Below are 16,689 nucleotides of genomic sequence, written 5' to 3'. Positions count from 1 at the left end.
ACTATGATTAGATTATCTGAAAAACAGCTTGCAAAAAAAATTAATTTCATTCAAAATTATATTAATTCAAATAATGCCGCAGATGGTTCAGCTGTTGATGCCAACGCAAATGTAACTTCAAAAAACATTGCAACTATGGAAGCTGAATTGAATAAAGATATTAATATTCAGGTAAATAGAAGTTTGGTTAAAAATAAAATAAGTGAATTGTTTGGAGAGGATTTATCACAAGAATATATCCGCCAGATTGAAAATCATGAAATATATGTACACGATGAAACTTCATTAAAACCCTATTGTGTATCAATAAGTATGTATCCTTTTTTGTTTGATGGATTAACAAAACTTGGAGGAGAAAGCAAAGCACCACAGCATTTAGAGAGTTTTTGCGGAGAATTTGTGAATTTAGTTTTTGCAATTAGCTCTCAATTTGCTGGCGCTTTAGCTACTGTGGAGTTTTTGATGTATTTCGATTATTTTGCACGTAAAGATTATGGAGATAATTATTTAGAAACAAACGGTAAATTAGTTTCAAATCATTTACAGCATGCGGTGTATGCTATAAATCAACCAGCGGCAGCCAGAGGTTACCAATCTGTTTTTTGGAATATTTCATTATATGATGAAGCGTATTTTAATAGTATGTTTGGAGATTTTGTGTTTCCTGACATGTCTAAACCTAGTTGGGAACATTTAAAAAAAACACAGCAATTTTTTATGAAATGGTTTAATGCTGAACGTGAAAAAGCAGTGTTAACTTTTCCAGTTGTTACTGCAGCTATGTTAGTAAAAGATGGAAAACCAGTTGATAATGATTTTGCCAATATGTGTGCTGAAGAATTGAGTGAAGGGAATTCGTTTTTTATTTACCAATCTGAAAATGCAGATAGTTTAGCATCGTGTTGTAGGTTACGTAATGAAATTAGTGACAATACATTTAGTTACTCACTAGGAGCTGGTGGTGTTGCAACTGGTTCTATAAATGTTATTACGCTTAATATGAACCGCTTGATTCAGAAAGGTAAAGATTTAAAAAGTGAAATAGAAAAAATTCATAATTATCAAGTAGCGTATAGAAAATTAATAGAAGAGTATAAACAAGCTGGAATGTTACCTGTTTATCAAGCAGGATTTATTTCATTAGATAAACAATTTTTAACTATTGGTATAAATGGAATGGTGGAAGCAGCTGAAAGTTTAGGTATAAAAGCACAAAACTCTGAAGAGTATAAAAGCTTTGTTCAAGAAAATTTAAAAATAATTTTTGATGTAAATAAAGAAGCTAAAAAAAAGTTTGGCTATATGTTTAATACCGAATTTGTTCCTGCAGAAAATTTAGGTGTAAAAAATGCAAAATGGGATAGGGAAGATGGATTAAAAGTAAACAGAGATTGTTACAACTCTTATTTTTATGCTGTGGAAGATGAAACTATGAATACATTAGATAAAATTATGCTTCATGGTAAAGAAACTATTCAATATTTAGATGGTGGTTCGGCTTTGCATTTAAATTTAGAAGAAGCGCCTAATAAACAAGGGTTTTTAAAACTAATAAATGCAGCTGCAGTTGCTGGTTGTAATTACTTTTGTTTTAATATAAAAATAACCATTTGTAATAAATGTAATCATATTGATAAGCGCACTTTAATTAAATGTAGTAAGTGTGAAAGTACAGATGTTGATTATGGAACTAGAGTAATAGGATATTTAAAACGTGTTTCTAGTTTTAGTTCTCATAGGCAGAAAGAACAAAGTTTAAGATATTACCACAATACTATAAAACCTTCTAATTTTTCTACTAATGAAAAACTACAAGAAGCTAGAACAAATAAGATAAAGAAATTTTTGACCTACAATAAAGTAAATAGCACCTTTAATTAAAAAAAGGGCTGTAACTATTAAGTTACAGCCTTTTTTTAGTTTTTAAGATATTTTAGAGGTTTTGTTTTTTAACTTAAACTTAAATACAACCTTGCATATGGTATTTGAGGTAGTGTTAGTAGCGGCATATACTTGAAAATGCAAATCTGTTTTGTTTAGCTGTTTAATTTGACCCGATACATTTATAGTATCATTCAAAAAGGCATTTTTCAACATTTGTAATTTGTAAAATTCTGCATTAGTATAAACTTCATTAAAATGTTCGTGAATTGTAGAATTAGCAAATTCTTCAATTTTATTAAATAGAACATTAGGCAATAAGGTTTTACTATTATTTACAAATTGATCAGTTACAGTGAAGTTTGTTTTTGGTGTAGCAATTTTATATTCTGGAATTTTCATGACAAATTGATTTATGGATTTATACTTATAGGTATTGGAATAGGTGTGTTAATATTTGCAATTAAAGTTTTTTGCTGCATTTGAAGGTTGGATAAACAGACTTGTTGTAGTTTAAAATGTTTCATAATTTTTGTTTTTAATTATTAAATTATTGCATAAAAAAAAGGTGCTTTTTACAAAAAGCACCTTTTAAATATTTTGGTATATTCTAAATTCATTTTTTGAATTTGAAAGTGCTTTTTGAAACGTATACGTGTTGTTGTTTTAAATTTTGCATTGCAACAGATGAAAACATCGACTTATAAATCGATGAGACGCTGGTTAGACAAATTGTGTATATGTTGTTAAATACTTTCATATCTATCTCAAAAATAGAAATAATTATTAAAAAAAACACTAATTGGAGTATTAATTTAATGTAAAATGTGTTGTTTGTTAAAAATTTAACAAGTATTTAATATATTTTACTGTGTTTTTTTAGAATACTTTAAAGAATTACTAAATTAAGTTTCACTAAATTTGCTAAAATTAAAATTGAACCAATTATGGCAAGTATTAAAAATTTAAAAAAAGATATTAATTTCGTTTTAGGCGATATTATTCAAGAGTGTTACACTTGGGAATTGGAAAATCCAAAGGCAGACACTAAAAAATCTCAAGCAATTGTAGATGAGTCAATAGTTGTTTTTGACGGCTTAATTGAGAAAATGCACGCTAAAGGAATTGAAAACAAAAAAGCACACTTTAAAGCTATAGGCGCAGAGTTGGAAACATCAGCTAATAATTTATTAGATAAAATAAATATGTTATAACTTTTTTGTATATTTATATAATAATTGTAGTAATTATTACGTTCTTAAATATACCAATTAAAACCTAATTATTTATGGCAAGAGCAATGTACGAGTACACTAAAATTGTACTTCAAAAAGTTAGCTTTAATAAAGAATTATTTAAAAAAGAGTTACAAAAAGCAGTCAATAGATTGTTACCCTATGAAGTTAAGGAATTAGTTGTATGGTTGAAGGAGTTTACTTCTAATAAACCTGAATTAACGCCTTGTTTGGCTTTAGTAGAAAATACCAAAAGGAGCTTTTAAGCTCCTTTTTTTTGTAATGGACTTATAATTTTAACATCGTTAAAAGCAATTACACCTCTAATAACACTATCAATTGTTGTTTTTAATGCTTCAACCATGTGTTGCTTTAATTGTGATTTGTGATAAATAATACTTACCTCACGTGCTGGTACAGGCTTGTTAAATTCTCTTAAATGTATCTTATCATTTTCTTTTAATTCTAAAGTATGTAAATACGGTAGTAATGTCATACCCAAACCTTCTTTTGAAAGTTGTGTTAATGTTTCAAAACTACCACTTTGCAATTGAAAGTTGTTGTTTTTATTTCCAAGGGTACTACATAAATTTAAAATACTTTCTTTAAAGCAATGTCCGTCTTTTAATAATAAAATATCACTTACATCTAATTCATCAACATTAATATTTAGTTGGTTAAATAATCGATGTTTTTTTGGAACAAAACCAACAAATGGCTCATAATAAATAACACGCTCTTTAATTGCTTCGTTTTCTAGCGGAGTTGCAACTATAGCAACATCTAAATAACCATCAGAAAGTTTTTTGATAATATCTTCGGTATTTAACTCTTCTATTTTTAAATTAATTTTCGGATATTTTTTTATAAATACTTTTAAAAATAGTGGTAATAGTGTAGGCATAATAGTTGGAATAATACCAAGTTTAAAATCTCCTCCTATATATCCCTTTTGTTGATCAACAATATCTGTAATTCTATTACTTTCATCAACAATTATTTTTGCTTGCTCAATTATTTTTTCTCCAATTTCAGTAAGTTGAATTGGTTTTTTATTTCTGTTGAAAATTTTAGTCTCTAATTCATCTTCAAGTTTTTGTATTTGCATACTTAAAGTTGGTTGTGTAACAAAACAATGTTCTGATGCAATTGTAAAATTTCGGTATTCAGCAACAGCTAAAACATATTTTAATTGAGTAATGGTCATGTTATAAATATTTGTGATAAAGATATTAAAAGTATCGATTGTAATTATGCAAATTTTTGTTTTTTTTTAATCATATTTGTACTAGAAAAAATAACAAATAAATAATTATAAAATATATTATAATGAATACAACAATAATAGGATTAGACAAAAAGAAAACAGAAGTTTTAACTGAAGATTTAAATGGGTTATTAGCTAATTTTCAAGTGTATTACCAAAATTTAAGAGGTTTACACTGGAATATAAAAGGGAAAAGTTTTTTTCAATTACATGAAAAATTTGAAGAATTTTATACAGATTCTCAAGAAAAAATTGATATGATTGCTGAACGTATTTTAACTTTAGGAGGAACACCATTGCATACCTTTGTTGATTATTCTAATACAGCAACTGTTCCTGTAGGAAAAAATATTACAAATGATGTTGAGTCTGTAAAATTAGTTGTAAGTTCTTTAAGTGAATTATTAAAAATCGAAAGAAATATTTTAGAAGCATCTGGTGAAGCTGATGATGAAGGTACAAGCTCAATGATGAGTGATTTTATTGGTGAGCAAGAAAAAACAGTTTGGATGTTAAACGCTTGGTTACAATAAACTTCTTCTTTATACTATAAACTAAACATAAAAAAAGCCACAAATTATTGTGGCTTTTTTTGGTTATGTTTCCAAAATTTTCGTTTTTCATTCAATTCATTTTCTCGTTCTAAATACTCTTCAGGAGTTATAACTTTTAATGATGAAGGATCTTGTTCAATTTCAACTTGAATACGTTTTACAATTTCTTCAATAGTTTCATTTTCATAATCAATTTCCATAGGTTGTTTAATAACCATTGATTGTAAAACATTTCGTTTTTTAATCAATAAGCCTTTTTTATCAAAAGATCTTCTAAAACCATCAATTACAACAGGTACAACTACAGGTTTGTATGTTTTAATAATATGTGCTGTTCCTCTTCTAATTGGTTTAAATGGAGTAGTAGTTCCTTGAGGAAATGTAATAACCCAGCCATCATCTAAAGCTTTTTTAATATTACTAATATCGCTCATTTTTACTTGTCTATTCACATCTTTTCCTTCACTTCTCCATGTTCTTTGAATGGAAATAGAACCAACATAAGCAAATATTTTTGGCAGTAATCCAGCTTTCATAGTTTCTGAAGCCGCTATATAATAAATATTTGTTTTTGGTTTCCATATATAACCAACATTTTTTAGGGTATCTATTCTTCCTTTTAATGAAGCATTAAATACATGAAGCATTGCTGCTACATCTGCAAAATAAGTCTGATGGTTAGATATAAATAATACATTTTTTTCTGGTAATTCTCGAATAATTTCAGAACCTTCAATTTGAAGATTGTTAAATCTTCTATATCTTCCATGTGAAACTAATCCAAAAATTCTAATAATCCATCTTTTAATGAACAAGTAATGTCCAAATGGGTTTTTTTTAAATAAAGGCATTTAGTTGGTATATTGGTTGCGTCAAATTTACAAAATTTAAACGGATTTAAATAACTCTCTAATCTCACTTAACATCATAGCTGTAGCTCCCCAAACAATATATTTGTTAAGTTTAAAGCAAGGTACTTCAACCTTTTGCATATAACTTGTTGTTACGTTGGTAGTTGTAATAGAATTGCTATTTAATAAATCAGATAATTTTACTTCAATAAGTGTTTCAACTTCCTCATTTTTTATAAAATTAGGTTGTTTTAAAGTAACACCAAGATATGGAGTTACTAAAAAATTACTAGGCGGAATGTAAACATCTGTAACTTCTTTAAAAACTTTTATGTATTTTGAGTTTATGCCAACTTCTTCGTTAGTTTCTCGAAGTGCTGTTTTTTCTAATGTAGTATCTTCTTTTTCAAATTTACCTCCGGGAAAACTTATTTGAGCTGAATGTACACCTTTATAACTAGCTCTTAAAGTTAATAAGAAACAAGTTTCATTTAAGTAGTTTGGGTAAAACAAAGCAAGTACAGCAGCTTTTTTTGGATTAGCATTTGCAATAAATTCTTCATTATATTGAAGTCGTAACCTTGGAGCTAATTTAAATTGAGCTTCTAAACCACCTAATTTGCTAGTTTCAATTTTAGAAATTATATGTTCAAACTCAATAAAATTCATTTTTAAACTGTTGTTGTATAAAATGTTGGTAGTTGCATTTTTAAACGTACAGCAATTAATCTTATTGCAATAACAATTGCTGAAGTTAAAATATATGAAATAGTTTCATCGATTTTATAATGCGAAAGTGTTAAAAATACAATAGATCCAATAATGCTAGCGGTAGCGTAAATTTCTTTTTTAAAAATAATAGGAATTTTGCTACATAAAATATCACGCGTTACACCTCCAAACGCTGCAGAGATAGTTCCAAGCGAAATACAAATAATAGGGTGAAGGTTATTTAAAATACCAATTTCAGTTCCAACAATTGTATATAAACCTAAACCAATAGTATCAAATAAAAATAATGATTTACTTAAAAGTTTTAATTTTTTTCTGAATAGTATTGCTAATAAAACACCAATAAAAATTGGATAAAAATAATGCACATTTTCTATCCAAAAAACAGGTCTGTTTATTAAAACATCTCTTAATGTTCCACCTCCAACAGATGTTGCAAAAGCAACAATAAATACGCCAAAAGGATCAAATCGTTTACCTATAGCAACAAGTGCTCCTGATATAGCAAAAGCTACAACTCCAGTAATATCTAGTATCTCAAAAATAGACATTTTTTATTTGTTAAATTTTGGTGCAAATATATTGAATCCCTCGATTCAGATTGTTATTAAATTAACTCAAAAACATCGTAAATTACCTACATTTGTTGAGTGTAATAATTGTAATCTTTTATTATAACGCCCACAAAATCAACTGGTTTCATTTCTGTTGTAATCCCTGTTAATTCAATTACTTTGGCATGTAACTTTACAATAGTTTGGTGGTTTCCTCTTCGTTTAGCCTTGAAATACAGCTCTTTAATAGTTTGAATATCCATATCTGAAAGCAACGTAACTTGTGGAAATGTAGGTTTGTATTCTTCAGGAATATCAACATTGAGTGTTTGATTAATGGTTACTTTTTTTCTTTCAGAAATAATAGTTGTTCCTGCAGCTATATCTCCTAAACGTTGCCCTTTACCATTTAATAAAATGGTTAAAATAGCTATAGATCCAGAAGAAAGACTAATATCAATTATACGTAACACCCATCGAATTAAAAAACTTCCAAAAGTGGGTTTTGAACCGTCAATTTTAGTAACTCTAATTTGATTAAAATATTTACCTGGTGTTTGGCCGTTCATAAAAACTTCAAAAAGCAAGCTGTAGAAAAATGTTGGTAGTCCAAATAACACCCAAGCTACCATTAATTCGCGTTCTCCTAAAAAATCTAACCAACTCATCATAAAAAAAATAATAATATAATATGCTCCAATAAAAAGCATATCAATTACAAAAGCTCCAATTCTTAAACTTAACGAAGCTACATTTTGTTGAATGGTTACATTCTGTGCGGTTTCTATGTGAAAATTATCCATATTTTTCTAAACAATCTTTTTGGCTGATACAATTTGATTTTCTACATTCGTTACTTTAAATAGCTAACCTCTATGAAAAAGAAATTAGTTCACAAAAATAAAAAAAATGCGTGAAGCATCCTTTGTAAAAAGAAATAAAAAAAAATGGCTATTATTTGAAAATGTTCTAGATAATAAAGAACAGATTTCTCCTGATAAATTATCCGACTTGTATGTTGAAGTTACTGATGATTTAAGTTATGCTAAAACTTTTTATCCTAAAAGTAATACTGTTTTTTATTTAAATGGTGTAGCATCAAAAGCGCATCAAAAAATTTACAAAACTCAAAAAGAAAGTAAAAATAGATTGGTTACTTTTTTTAAAACTGAATTTCCTTTAGAATTTGTTAAATATCACAAGCAACTGCTAATAGCTTTTGTAACCTTTGCTTTTTTCTGTATTGTTGGAGCATATTCAGCATCGACCGATGCTAATTTTGTTCGTTTAATAATGGGAGATAATTATGTAAATATGACATTGGATAATATAGAAAATGGTGATCCAATGGCGGTTTATAAACAAGCAAATGAACTGGATATGTTTTTGTCAATTACGTTGAACAATATTAAAGTAGCTATGTATGCCTTTTTGTTAGGTATATTATTTTCAATAGGTTCATTATGGATAATGATGCAAAATGGAATTATGCTTGGATCTTTTTTATATTTCTTTTATGATAAGGGTTTATTGTGGGAATCTTCTAGAACTATTTGGATTCATGGAACTATAGAGATATCTGTTATTGTAATAGCAGGTTGTGCAGGTTTAGTTTTAGGTAACGGTTTATTATTTCCAAAAACACATACGCGTTTAGCTTCGTTTAAAAAAAGTTTTAAAGCCGGATTAAAAATAATGGTAAGTACAGTGCCATTTTTTATTATTGCTGGTTTTTTAGAAGGTTTTGTTACTAGACATACCGAAATGCCAGATTGGCTTGCAATTTTGATAATTATAGGTTCATTAACCTCAATTATATATTATTACGTTATTTACCCAATTCAACTAACCAAACAACTTCAACATGGAGAACAATAGCTTTATAGAATTTAAAAAGGAAAGAGATTTAGGAGCAATTATTTCAGATACATTTGCTTTTATTAGAGAAAACTGGAAAGAATATTTTTTAACGGTATTAAAAATAACCGGACCAGTTTTAATAGTTGCACTTGCATTTTTAGTGTTTTATATGATGTCGCTTTCAGATGTTTTTAGTGAATTAGACGCTATAGATAGAGATCCGTTTAGTTTTATGACAAAGATTTTTTCTGGAGTAGGAATTTTAATTTTAATATATGTTGTTTTATATGGCTTAATGTCAATGTCATCTTTGTTTTTTATAAAATCTTACATTCAAAATAATGGAAAAGTAGAATTTGCTGAAGTAAAACAAAATGTATTTAATAATGTTTGGTCGTTTTTAGGTTTAGCAGTATTAGTAACTATATGTGTAATATTAGGTGCATTTTTATGCTACCTTCCAGGAATTTATTTAGGAATTACATTGTCTTTAGCATTTTCAATTATGATTTTTGAAGGAAAAAATATTGGAGATTCTTTTTCACATAGTTTTACTTTAATAAGTGGAGAATGGTGGAATACTTTTGGAGTTGTGATAGTTGTTGGAATGTTAGTAGGAGTTTTAGGTCAAGTTTTTTCTGTGCCAGCATTTATTTATCAAATGATTAAAATGGGAACTATGGTAGGTGAAGAAGATCCAACTGCAGTTTTTTCATTATTTAAAGATCCAATTTATTTAATTTTAAACATTGGCTCGTATGTTTTTCAATTCATTTTATATTCTATAACACTAATCTCATCAGTATTTATTTATTACGATTTAAATGAACAAAAAAACTTAACAGGTACTTTTGAGCGTATTGATAGTTTAGGAAGTAACAATTCTGAAGAATAACATGAAACAGCTACTTTTTATTTGTTTATTGTTTTTTTCGGCACAGCTTTTTGCTAGTGTCGATTCATTAACTGTGCAAACAGATAAAAGTACAATTGTTCAAAAAAAGTTCGAAAAAAAGGAGTTAAATAGATATAAAAATAGCAAAGATTTTAATTATAATGAAGAAAAATTAAATACTGAACCTAGCTTTTTAGAACGAGTTTTTAGATGGTTAGGTAGACAATTATTAAATTTTTTAGAATGGTTATTTGGAGTTGAAAGTGCAACTGGAATTTTTGCATTTATTGTACAAATACTTCCTTATTTAATACTTTTAGCAGTTGTTTTATTAATGATAAAACTTTTCTTAAAAGTTAATTCAGTTAACAGAGATAGTTTAGCAAAAAATAAACCTATTGTAAATATAACTGAAGAAGAAGAATTGATTAAAAGTAAAGATTTGCCAAAATTAATTCAACAAGCTATTGAACAGAAAAACTTTAGACTTGCTGTACGTTTTTATTATCTAATGTTGTTAAAACAGTTGGAAGCAAAAGAATTAATTGCTTGGGAACAGCAAAAAACGAATGAAGATTATATTAAAGAAATTTCAAAAAAGAATATCAAAAGCGCATTCTCTGATTTAACCCATTTATACGATTTTGTTTGGTACGGTAATTTTGATATTAGTGAAATTGAATTTTCAAAAGTGGAATCTAACTTTCAGAATGCAGCAAAACTATTAAACCGTAAATTGTGAGTAGAAAAACATACATATATATAGGTTTTTTAGTGCTTTTGATAGGAGCAATGTTGTACTTGGAAAGTACAAAAAAGAAACCTATAAATTGGTATCCAACGTATGCTGCAAAACATAAAATACCTTACGGAACCTATGTTTTAAAAGAGCAACTAGCTAATCTTTTCCCAAACACAAAAGTTAAAACAATTTATAAAACGCCTTATGTTTATTTAAAAGAAGAAGAACAAAATGGCACCTATGTTTTTATAAACAATGCAATTAATTTTGGAGATGAAGAGTTTTCACAATTAATGAAATTTGTAGCGCGCGGTAACAATGTTTTTATTTCTACAAGAGCTATAAATATAGATACACTTAATTTTGAATGTGAAAGATTAGTCAGTAATAATTTTGATGAAAAAGTAATTTTTAAGTTTAAAAATAAAGCTTTTAAAAATAAAGAATACACTTTTGATAAAGCAATTAGTAATTATGTTTTTAAACAGATTGACACTGTTAATACAACAATTTTAGGTATTACAGCCTATGTAAATAATGCAGATGAACGCACCGAAGAAGGTGTTAATTTTGTAAAATTCAACTATGGAAAAGGGGAATTTTTCTTTCATACGTTTCCAGAAGTGTTTACCAATTACAATATTTTAAATGGTGAAAATCATCAACATGCAGCAAATATTTTATCGTATTTAGATGAGGAAAAGCCTATTCTTTGGGATGCATATTACAAAACAGGTAAAAGTAGAATTGCATCACCCATGTATTATTTATTGAATAATAAACATCTAAAATGGGCGTATTATTTAGCTTTATTTGGAGTTTTATTCTTTGTTATTTTTGAGGGGAAACGCAAGCAACGTAGTATTGCAATTCTAAAACCATTAAAAAATCAAACACTTGCTTTTACTAGAACTATTTCAAACATGTACTTTGAAAAATCAGAGCATAAAAGCATAGCAGAACATAAAATAAGTTATTTATTGGAATTTATTAGAACTAAATTGCACATTCCAACTTCAGAAATAAACCAAACATTTTATAAAAATTTGGCCGCAAGAAGTGGTCACGATATTGAAAAAATAAAAACATTATTTGAATACTGTGAGCAAATTCACATGAGAAATGAAATTACAGAAACTCAATTAATGACATTAAATACAATGATAGAAAATTTTAAAAACACCATACACTATGGAAAATAACGATTTAAATTTTAACACTAGAATTGACCTTGCAAACTTAAAGTTGGCAGTTGAAAATATTAAAGCTGAACTTGGAAAAATTATAGTTGGTCAAGAAGATTTTATTGACTTGTTATTAGTGGCATTATTAGCCGACGGCCATGTTTTAATAGAAGGTGTTCCAGGTGTTGCAAAAACAATTACGGCTAAATTGCTTTCAAAAACAGTTGAAACCGGTTTTAGTAGAATACAGTTTACGCCAGATTTAATGCCAAGTGATGTGTTAGGTACTTCGGTTTTAAATATGAAAACTTCAGAATTTGAGTTTAAACAAGGTCCAATATTTTCAAACCTTGTATTGATTGATGAAATTAACCGTGCGCCGGCAAAAACACAAGCAGCATTGTTTGAGGTAATGGAAGAACGCCAAATATCAATGGATGGAACAACCTATAAAATGAAACCTCCATTTATGGTGTTAGCAACTCAAAATCCAATAGAGCAGGAAGGAACGTATGCATTGCCAGAAGCACAGTTAGACCGATTTTTATTTAAAATTGATGTAGGTTATCCAAGTTTAGAGGAAGAAATATTGATTTTAAAATCTAACCAAGAACGTAAAGGAGCGTTGCCACAAACTATGATTAATTCATTAATAAAAGAAGATGAATTGATGAAGTATAAGCAGCAAATATTTGAAATTTTGGTAGAAGAAAAAGTACTGAAATATATTGCTCAAATTATTTTAAAAACCAGAAATCATCCGCATTTATATTTAGGAGGTTCGCCAAGAGCAAGTATTGCAGTTTTAATTGCTTCAAAAGCGTATGCAGCTATTAATGGTAGAGATTTTGTGATTCCGGAAGATATTAAAAAGGTTATTTATCCAGTGTTACGTCATAGAGTTATTTTAACTCCTGAACGTGAAATGGAAGGGATGACAGCTGATAAAGTTGTTGAAATGATTGTGCAATCGGTGGAAGTTCCACGATAATTTAAACCAATACTTTTTTTGCGAGGAACATTGTAACCTAACAATTTTAAGAAATAAACGTGAAATGAATTTCATAAAAAGCTTATACATACATCAACAATTTTTTGTGTACATCAGTGCTATTTCAGCAACTTTTTTACTGTCGTTTTGGATACCTGTATTGTATATGCTTGCTTGGTTTCTTGTAATAATTTTATCGGTATTATTTTTTGTAGACATTTATTTATTATTTGGAAAGAAAAACGGAATAAAAGCACGTAGAATTTTATCTGAAAAATTTTCAAATTCAGATGATAATCCAATCCCAATTACGGTTATAAACAATTATAATTTCAATATAGAAGTAAAATTAATTGATGAATTGCCAATTCAATTTCAAAAAAGAGATTTTGAACATACAGCAATTATAAAAGCTTCTGAAAATTACAATTTTGAGTACGAAGTTAGACCTGTAGAACGTGGTGAGTACCATTTTGGAAAGCTAAATGTCTATGTTTCTTCTTTTCTACGTTTAATTGGTAGACGTTATAAATTTCAGGAGAATGAAATGGTTGCCGTATATCCTTCATACATACAAATGCGTAAATATGAGTTTTTGGCAATGAGCAATCGCTTAACGGAATTTGGGTTGAAAAAAATTCGTAGAATAGGACATACATTAGAGTTTGAGCAGATTAAAAATTATGTAATTGGTGATGATGCGAGAACTATAAACTGGAAAGCAACAGCAAAGCAATCCAAATTAATGGTAAATCAATACCAAGATGAAAAATCACAGCCAATTTATTCAATAATAGATTTAGGTAGAGTAATGAAAATGCCTTTTGAAGAATTGAAATTGTTGGATTACGCTATAAATTCTGCGTTAGCTTTTTCAAACATTGCATTGCGTAAAAATGATAAAGCGGGCTTATTAACTTTTGCTAAAAAAGTTGACACGTTGGTTGCTGCGAGTAATAAAAAAACACATTTACACCAAATTAATGAAGCTTTATATAATATAAACACAAAATTTACAGATTCTGATTTTGGTTATTTATATGCATATATTAAACGTACTATAAATCAAAGAAGTTTGTTGATTTTATATACAAATTTTGAACATATCTCTAGTTTAAAACGACAATTACAGTTTTTAAAAGCTATTTCTAGAAATCATTTATTAGTAGTTGTGTTTTTTGAAAATACAGAGTTAGATCAATTAATTGCTGAAAATGCTGAAGATGTTCAAACTATTTATCATAAAACTATTGCTGAAAAATTTGCTTTTGAAAAGCGTTTGATTGTTAAAGAGCTAGAAAGTAAGGGAATTTATGCTATTTTAACAAAACCTAAAAACCTAACAGTTAATGTTATAAATAAATACCTAGAGTTTAAAGCAAAAGGGTTTATTTAAAATAATTATTTAGCAAACTCAAGTAAACTAAAATATTTAGATTTGTGTACTGAATCTTGATTTTGAATAGATGAAATGGTTGAAGTAGTTCTTCGTTCTCCATCAATATCATCTCTATTTTGTCTAACTGCTAAAAACCTCCATTTAGTGCCAATTTCAACTGGATGAAAAGTATTAACACCTCTAAAAGTAACTAACGGAATGGCAAATTCCATGGTCCAACCTTTGTCAATATCACTATTGTTATTTAAAGTTCCATTAATATTAACTTCTGTTTTAAAATCTGGACTAAACGCTTTAACTACACCTTTAGAGTTCTTGTAAAATTTATCTAAATAAACAATATCATTTGATGTGTTGTATAAGTTTACTTCAAAACAAAAGTGAGTATCTATTGCTTCAGGAACTGGAATTAAGAAAATTTCGGCACAATCATCTAAAAAAGGTGTACCGTCTCTAACAGTTTCACGAGCTGTTATATATTGATCTTCACATTCAAAAAATAAATATAGGTTTTCTTCATCCCATAACATTCTATATTTCGTTTTTTGCTTATCGGTTGGTTTTTCAGCTTTGTAAAAGTGATCTAGTGTATAAACGGGTGATTTCTCCCAATCTTTTTCATTCATTTTTCCATCTATAGTTAATGTTTCTGAAGTTTTAATAGCTTTATAAATAGAAGTTTTGCCTTTAGTTTTATCTAATTGCGTATTGCATGATACCAATGTTAAAATAATAATGATATAATAAGCATGTATTGGTCGTGTTTTCATAAAATTATTTTAAATAGCTAAAGTACCATTTTTAATCTATTTTAATTCTAATATAGAATGTGTCTAAATCAAATAGTACTTATTTTTGTTGCTGATAATCGAATAAAAGTAATATGAGTAAAATAGTTCAAAACACACACTTAAAAACATCAAAAGAACTTGTTGGGGCAGTAATTTCAATTGAAGAGAATAAAGCTACAGTTACCTTAAAAATGACCAAGGAAATGGTGGTAGATTCACGTGGTTTAGCACACGGAGGTTTTACTTTTGGGTTAGCTGATTATGCTGCAATGGTTGCTATTAATCATCCAAATGTGGTTTTAGGAAAAGCCGAAGTTAAATTTATGAAACCAACTGTAGTTGGTGATGAGTTAACAGCAGAAGCTGTTGTTACAGAAAAGTTTAATTCAGTAAAATCAGCTGTTTCAGTTTCAGTTAAAAACCAAGAAAATATACTGGTTTTTGAAGGAGAATTTATTTGTTTCTCATTAGAGAGCCACGTTTTGGATAGTTAGATAAACGTGCTTTAAAGTTTTTACTGATATTTTAGAATTGTAAAACAAAAAAACGGAGTGTAATACGCTCCGTTTTTTTGTTTTATTTTTTGTAAATTAATATATTATTTAACAAATTTTAAACTACCTACTTCAGTAGAAAAAATGTATACTCCTGACTTTAAATTTGAAACATTAATTTCATTGGTAATTTCACCTTTAGAAATAGATTGCCCCATTAAATTGTAAATAATATATTCTCCTTTAATAGCTTCACTTAAAACAATGGCATTTTTATTTTCACTGTAATAAGCATTGATTTCGTTTTTTTCAAACTTATCTACTGCTAAAGTAGAAGCGTCAATATTAAAACTATTTGCGTATTTATATGTTAATCCATCTTCAGATCCTGTAAATCCATATCCTAAAGCCTGAATTCTAACATCTGTAAGAGATGTATCAACATTTGGAACTGTTAAAGAAACAGTTGTTGATTGAGTAGTGTCACTAGTTGTCACTGTTGTAGATCCTACAGTTCCTTCTGGGATTAGAGCATAATCAACATCTAAAAATCTAACTCTCACATCTATAACATCACCTCTAGTAGGGTCAGCTTTAATTGCAGTATAATCTACTCCAATAATTAGAGTATCACCTTCTGTTAATTCGCCATTTACAGATGTGCGATAAGCATCAACGCTTTGATCGTTAATTGTAGTAATTTCAACAGCAGCGCTTACTTCTACATCATCTTCTGCAATTGATAAATTTGTTACATAATTACCAATATCCCAACTGCTTCCGTTCCATCCACGAACTTGAAGTCGACCAGCAGTTGTGCCAGGGTTCATAGATGGCACAGTTAATTGTATAGTTATAGTTTGTGATGTAGCAGAATTTGTAACTGTTTCATCTATTTGAGTTCCAGCAATAAATGTCCAATTATCAAATAATTTAATATGTAAATTTGAAGCACCACCATTATCTTGAACATCAGTATAAGTAACTTCAACATCTAAAACTGTTCCAGCAGTTAGAGGCGTGGTAACGGTGTTGTTTTGGAAAACAGTAGGGTCTGTTCCGTTGATTGCAGTAATGCTAACATTTTGTGCATTAGAAACTACAGTCATTAAAAAAATAACTGTAAATAATTTAAAAGTAATTTTTTTCATAATTTTTAAATATTTAGGTTTATAATAAATAAGTGTTTAATTGTATGTAATAATTTAACAAAATAATTAAATTAAAATTTGATTAAACATAATATATGGTTTAAAAGA

The 16,689-nt window shown here is 28.2% G+C and carries 19 protein-coding genes; 11 read left to right on the top strand and 8 right to left on the bottom strand.

The window, feature by feature from the left end; translation table 11 throughout:
• Positions 1 to 3: 3 nt before the first annotated feature.
• Positions 4 to 1,881, top strand: coding sequence for an anaerobic ribonucleoside-triphosphate reductase (nrdD, locus tag R3X25_RS12740; protein ID WP_317675301.1), 1,878 nt, complete (start codon positions 4 to 6; stop codon positions 1,879 to 1,881).
• A gap of 42 nt (positions 1,882 to 1,923) precedes the next feature.
• Here nrdD and R3X25_RS12735 read toward each other — a convergent pair whose 3' ends face one another.
• Complete coding sequence (locus R3X25_RS12735; RefSeq protein ID WP_317675300.1) at positions 1,924 to 2,283, bottom strand: hypothetical protein; 360 nt, start codon at positions 2,281 to 2,283, stop codon at positions 1,924 to 1,926.
• A 545-nt stretch (positions 2,284 to 2,828) separates the two neighbouring features.
• Here R3X25_RS12735 and R3X25_RS12730 point away from each other — a divergent pair.
• The gene (locus tag R3X25_RS12730; RefSeq protein ID WP_317675299.1) at positions 2,829 to 3,095 is read left to right on the top strand and encodes a hypothetical protein; all 267 of its coding nucleotides are present in this window, start codon (positions 2,829 to 2,831) and stop codon (positions 3,093 to 3,095) included.
• 74 nt (positions 3,096 to 3,169) lie between these two features.
• Entirely contained in the window at positions 3,170 to 3,382 is a 213-nt protein-coding gene (locus tag R3X25_RS12725; protein WP_317675298.1) for a hypothetical protein, read from the top strand.
• Here R3X25_RS12725 and R3X25_RS12720 read toward each other — a convergent pair.
• On the bottom strand, positions 3,379 to 4,323 hold the full coding sequence (locus R3X25_RS12720; protein WP_317675297.1) for a LysR substrate-binding domain-containing protein: 945 nt from the start codon (positions 4,321 to 4,323) through the stop codon (positions 3,379 to 3,381). The two genes, R3X25_RS12725 and R3X25_RS12720, sit on opposite strands and share 4 nt — an antisense overlap.
• Positions 4,324 to 4,445: 122 nt before the next feature.
• Here R3X25_RS12720 and R3X25_RS12715 point away from each other — a divergent pair, with 122 nt between their 5' ends.
• Positions 4,446 to 4,916, top strand: coding sequence for a Dps family protein (locus tag R3X25_RS12715; protein WP_317675296.1), 471 nt, complete (start codon positions 4,446 to 4,448; stop codon positions 4,914 to 4,916).
• A 44-nt stretch (positions 4,917 to 4,960) separates the two neighbouring features.
• Here the strand turns inward: R3X25_RS12715 and R3X25_RS12710 are convergent, their stop codons facing one another.
• The 4 genes from R3X25_RS12710 to R3X25_RS12695 all read right to left on the bottom strand — a co-directional run bounded on the left by R3X25_RS12710 (position 4,961) and on the right by R3X25_RS12695 (position 7,877).
• Positions 4,961 to 5,788: a lysophospholipid acyltransferase family protein gene (locus tag R3X25_RS12710; RefSeq protein WP_317675295.1), complete on the bottom strand. Its 828-nt coding sequence runs from the start codon at positions 5,786 to 5,788 to the stop codon at positions 4,961 to 4,963.
• Between the two features lie 36 nt (positions 5,789 to 5,824).
• Positions 5,825 to 6,457: a CoA pyrophosphatase gene (locus tag R3X25_RS12705; RefSeq protein WP_317675294.1), complete on the bottom strand. Its 633-nt coding sequence runs from the start codon at positions 6,455 to 6,457 to the stop codon at positions 5,825 to 5,827.
• Between the two features lie 2 nt (positions 6,458 to 6,459).
• On the bottom strand, positions 6,460 to 7,065 hold the full coding sequence (locus R3X25_RS12700) for a trimeric intracellular cation channel family protein (RefSeq protein WP_317675407.1): 606 nt from the start codon (positions 7,063 to 7,065) through the stop codon (positions 6,460 to 6,462).
• A 92-nt stretch (positions 7,066 to 7,157) separates the two neighbouring features.
• Positions 7,158 to 7,877 carry an RDD family protein gene (locus tag R3X25_RS12695; protein WP_317675293.1) on the bottom strand — a complete coding sequence of 240 codons (720 nt, stop codon included), beginning with the start codon at positions 7,875 to 7,877 and terminating at the stop codon, positions 7,158 to 7,160.
• 106 nt (positions 7,878 to 7,983) lie between these two features.
• On the opposite strand from R3X25_RS12695, the gene R3X25_RS12690 reads away from it, so the two are divergent.
• From R3X25_RS12690 to R3X25_RS12665, 6 genes are all read left to right on the top strand, one after another.
• Positions 7,984 to 8,952 carry a stage II sporulation protein M gene (locus R3X25_RS12690; RefSeq protein ID WP_317675292.1) on the top strand — a complete coding sequence of 323 codons (969 nt, stop codon included), beginning with the start codon at positions 7,984 to 7,986 and terminating at the stop codon, positions 8,950 to 8,952.
• Positions 8,939 to 9,829 (top strand): hypothetical protein, encoded by an 891-nt coding sequence (locus R3X25_RS12685; protein ID WP_317675291.1) that lies wholly within the window; start codon positions 8,939 to 8,941, stop codon positions 9,827 to 9,829. Before R3X25_RS12690 ends, R3X25_RS12685 begins: the two co-directional genes overlap by 14 nt.
• Position 9,830: 1 nt before the next feature.
• Complete coding sequence (locus R3X25_RS12680) at positions 9,831 to 10,571, top strand: DUF4129 domain-containing protein (protein WP_317675290.1); 741 nt, start codon at positions 9,831 to 9,833, stop codon at positions 10,569 to 10,571.
• A complete protein-coding gene (locus tag R3X25_RS12675) occupies positions 10,568 to 11,773 on the top strand; it encodes a DUF4350 domain-containing protein (RefSeq protein WP_317675289.1) in 1,206 nt (401 codons plus the stop codon). Before R3X25_RS12680 ends, R3X25_RS12675 begins: the two co-directional genes overlap by 4 nt.
• Positions 11,763 to 12,746: a MoxR family ATPase gene (locus tag R3X25_RS12670; protein WP_317675288.1), complete on the top strand. Its 984-nt coding sequence runs from the start codon at positions 11,763 to 11,765 to the stop codon at positions 12,744 to 12,746. Before R3X25_RS12675 ends, R3X25_RS12670 begins: the two co-directional genes overlap by 11 nt.
• Positions 12,747 to 12,810: 64 nt before the next feature.
• Positions 12,811 to 14,142 carry a DUF58 domain-containing protein gene (locus tag R3X25_RS12665; RefSeq protein ID WP_317675287.1) on the top strand — a complete coding sequence of 444 codons (1,332 nt, stop codon included), beginning with the start codon at positions 12,811 to 12,813 and terminating at the stop codon, positions 14,140 to 14,142.
• Between the two features lie 5 nt (positions 14,143 to 14,147).
• Here the strand turns inward: R3X25_RS12665 and R3X25_RS12660 are convergent, their stop codons facing one another.
• On the bottom strand, positions 14,148 to 14,915 hold the full coding sequence (locus R3X25_RS12660; RefSeq protein WP_317675286.1) for a carbohydrate-binding family 9-like protein: 768 nt from the start codon (positions 14,913 to 14,915) through the stop codon (positions 14,148 to 14,150).
• 113 nt (positions 14,916 to 15,028) lie between these two features.
• Between R3X25_RS12660 and R3X25_RS12655 the strand changes: the two genes are divergently transcribed.
• Entirely contained in the window at positions 15,029 to 15,430 is a 402-nt protein-coding gene (locus R3X25_RS12655) for a hotdog domain-containing protein (protein WP_317675285.1), read from the top strand.
• A gap of 104 nt (positions 15,431 to 15,534) precedes the next feature.
• Here the strand turns inward: R3X25_RS12655 and R3X25_RS12650 are convergent, their stop codons facing one another.
• A complete protein-coding gene (locus tag R3X25_RS12650) occupies positions 15,535 to 16,581 on the bottom strand; it encodes a hypothetical protein (RefSeq protein ID WP_317675284.1) in 1,047 nt (348 codons plus the stop codon).
• Positions 16,582 to 16,689 lie beyond the last annotated feature (108 nt).

Source organism: Lutibacter sp. TH_r2 (assembly GCF_033101135.1).
Lineage (GTDB): Bacteria > Bacteroidota > Bacteroidia > Flavobacteriales > Flavobacteriaceae > Lutibacter.
This window is presented reverse-complemented; position numbering and strand designations above follow the sequence as displayed.

What these genes read in the sequence shown, in the direction of transcription:
- R3X25_RS12720 (WP_317675297.1), bottom strand. Translation starts at nt 4,323, where the DNA reads ATGACCATTACTCAATTAAAATATGTTTTAGCTGTTGCTGAATACCGA.
- R3X25_RS12680 (WP_317675290.1), top strand. Translation starts at nt 9,831, where the DNA reads ATGAAACAGCTACTTTTTATTTGTTTATTGTTTTTTTCGGCACAGCTT.
- R3X25_RS12715 (WP_317675296.1), top strand. Translation starts at nt 4,446, where the DNA reads ATGAATACAACAATAATAGGATTAGACAAAAAGAAAACAGAAGTTTTA.
- nrdD (WP_317675301.1), top strand. Translation starts at nt 4, where the DNA reads ATGATTAGATTATCTGAAAAACAGCTTGCAAAAAAAATTAATTTCATT.
- R3X25_RS12655 (WP_317675285.1), top strand. Translation starts at nt 15,029, where the DNA reads ATGAGTAAAATAGTTCAAAACACACACTTAAAAACATCAAAAGAACTT.
- R3X25_RS12730 (WP_317675299.1), top strand. Translation starts at nt 2,829, where the DNA reads ATGGCAAGTATTAAAAATTTAAAAAAAGATATTAATTTCGTTTTAGGC.
- R3X25_RS12650 (WP_317675284.1), bottom strand. Translation starts at nt 16,581, where the DNA reads ATGAAAAAAATTACTTTTAAATTATTTACAGTTATTTTTTTAATGACT.
- R3X25_RS12695 (WP_317675293.1), bottom strand. Translation starts at nt 7,877, where the DNA reads ATGGATAATTTTCACATAGAAACCGCACAGAATGTAACCATTCAACAA.
- R3X25_RS12735 (WP_317675300.1), bottom strand. Translation starts at nt 2,283, where the DNA reads ATGAAAATTCCAGAATATAAAATTGCTACACCAAAAACAAACTTCACT.
- R3X25_RS12690 (WP_317675292.1), top strand. Translation starts at nt 7,984, where the DNA reads ATGCGTGAAGCATCCTTTGTAAAAAGAAATAAAAAAAAATGGCTATTA.
- R3X25_RS12710 (WP_317675295.1), bottom strand. Translation starts at nt 5,788, where the DNA reads ATGCCTTTATTTAAAAAAAACCCATTTGGACATTACTTGTTCATTAAA.
- R3X25_RS12685 (WP_317675291.1), top strand. Translation starts at nt 8,939, where the DNA reads ATGGAGAACAATAGCTTTATAGAATTTAAAAAGGAAAGAGATTTAGGA.
- R3X25_RS12705 (WP_317675294.1), bottom strand. Translation starts at nt 6,457, where the DNA reads ATGAATTTTATTGAGTTTGAACATATAATTTCTAAAATTGAAACTAGC.
- R3X25_RS12665 (WP_317675287.1), top strand. Translation starts at nt 12,811, where the DNA reads ATGAATTTCATAAAAAGCTTATACATACATCAACAATTTTTTGTGTAC.
- R3X25_RS12660 (WP_317675286.1), bottom strand. Translation starts at nt 14,915, where the DNA reads ATGAAAACACGACCAATACATGCTTATTATATCATTATTATTTTAACA.
- R3X25_RS12670 (WP_317675288.1), top strand. Translation starts at nt 11,763, where the DNA reads ATGGAAAATAACGATTTAAATTTTAACACTAGAATTGACCTTGCAAAC.
- R3X25_RS12725 (WP_317675298.1), top strand. Translation starts at nt 3,170, where the DNA reads ATGGCAAGAGCAATGTACGAGTACACTAAAATTGTACTTCAAAAAGTT.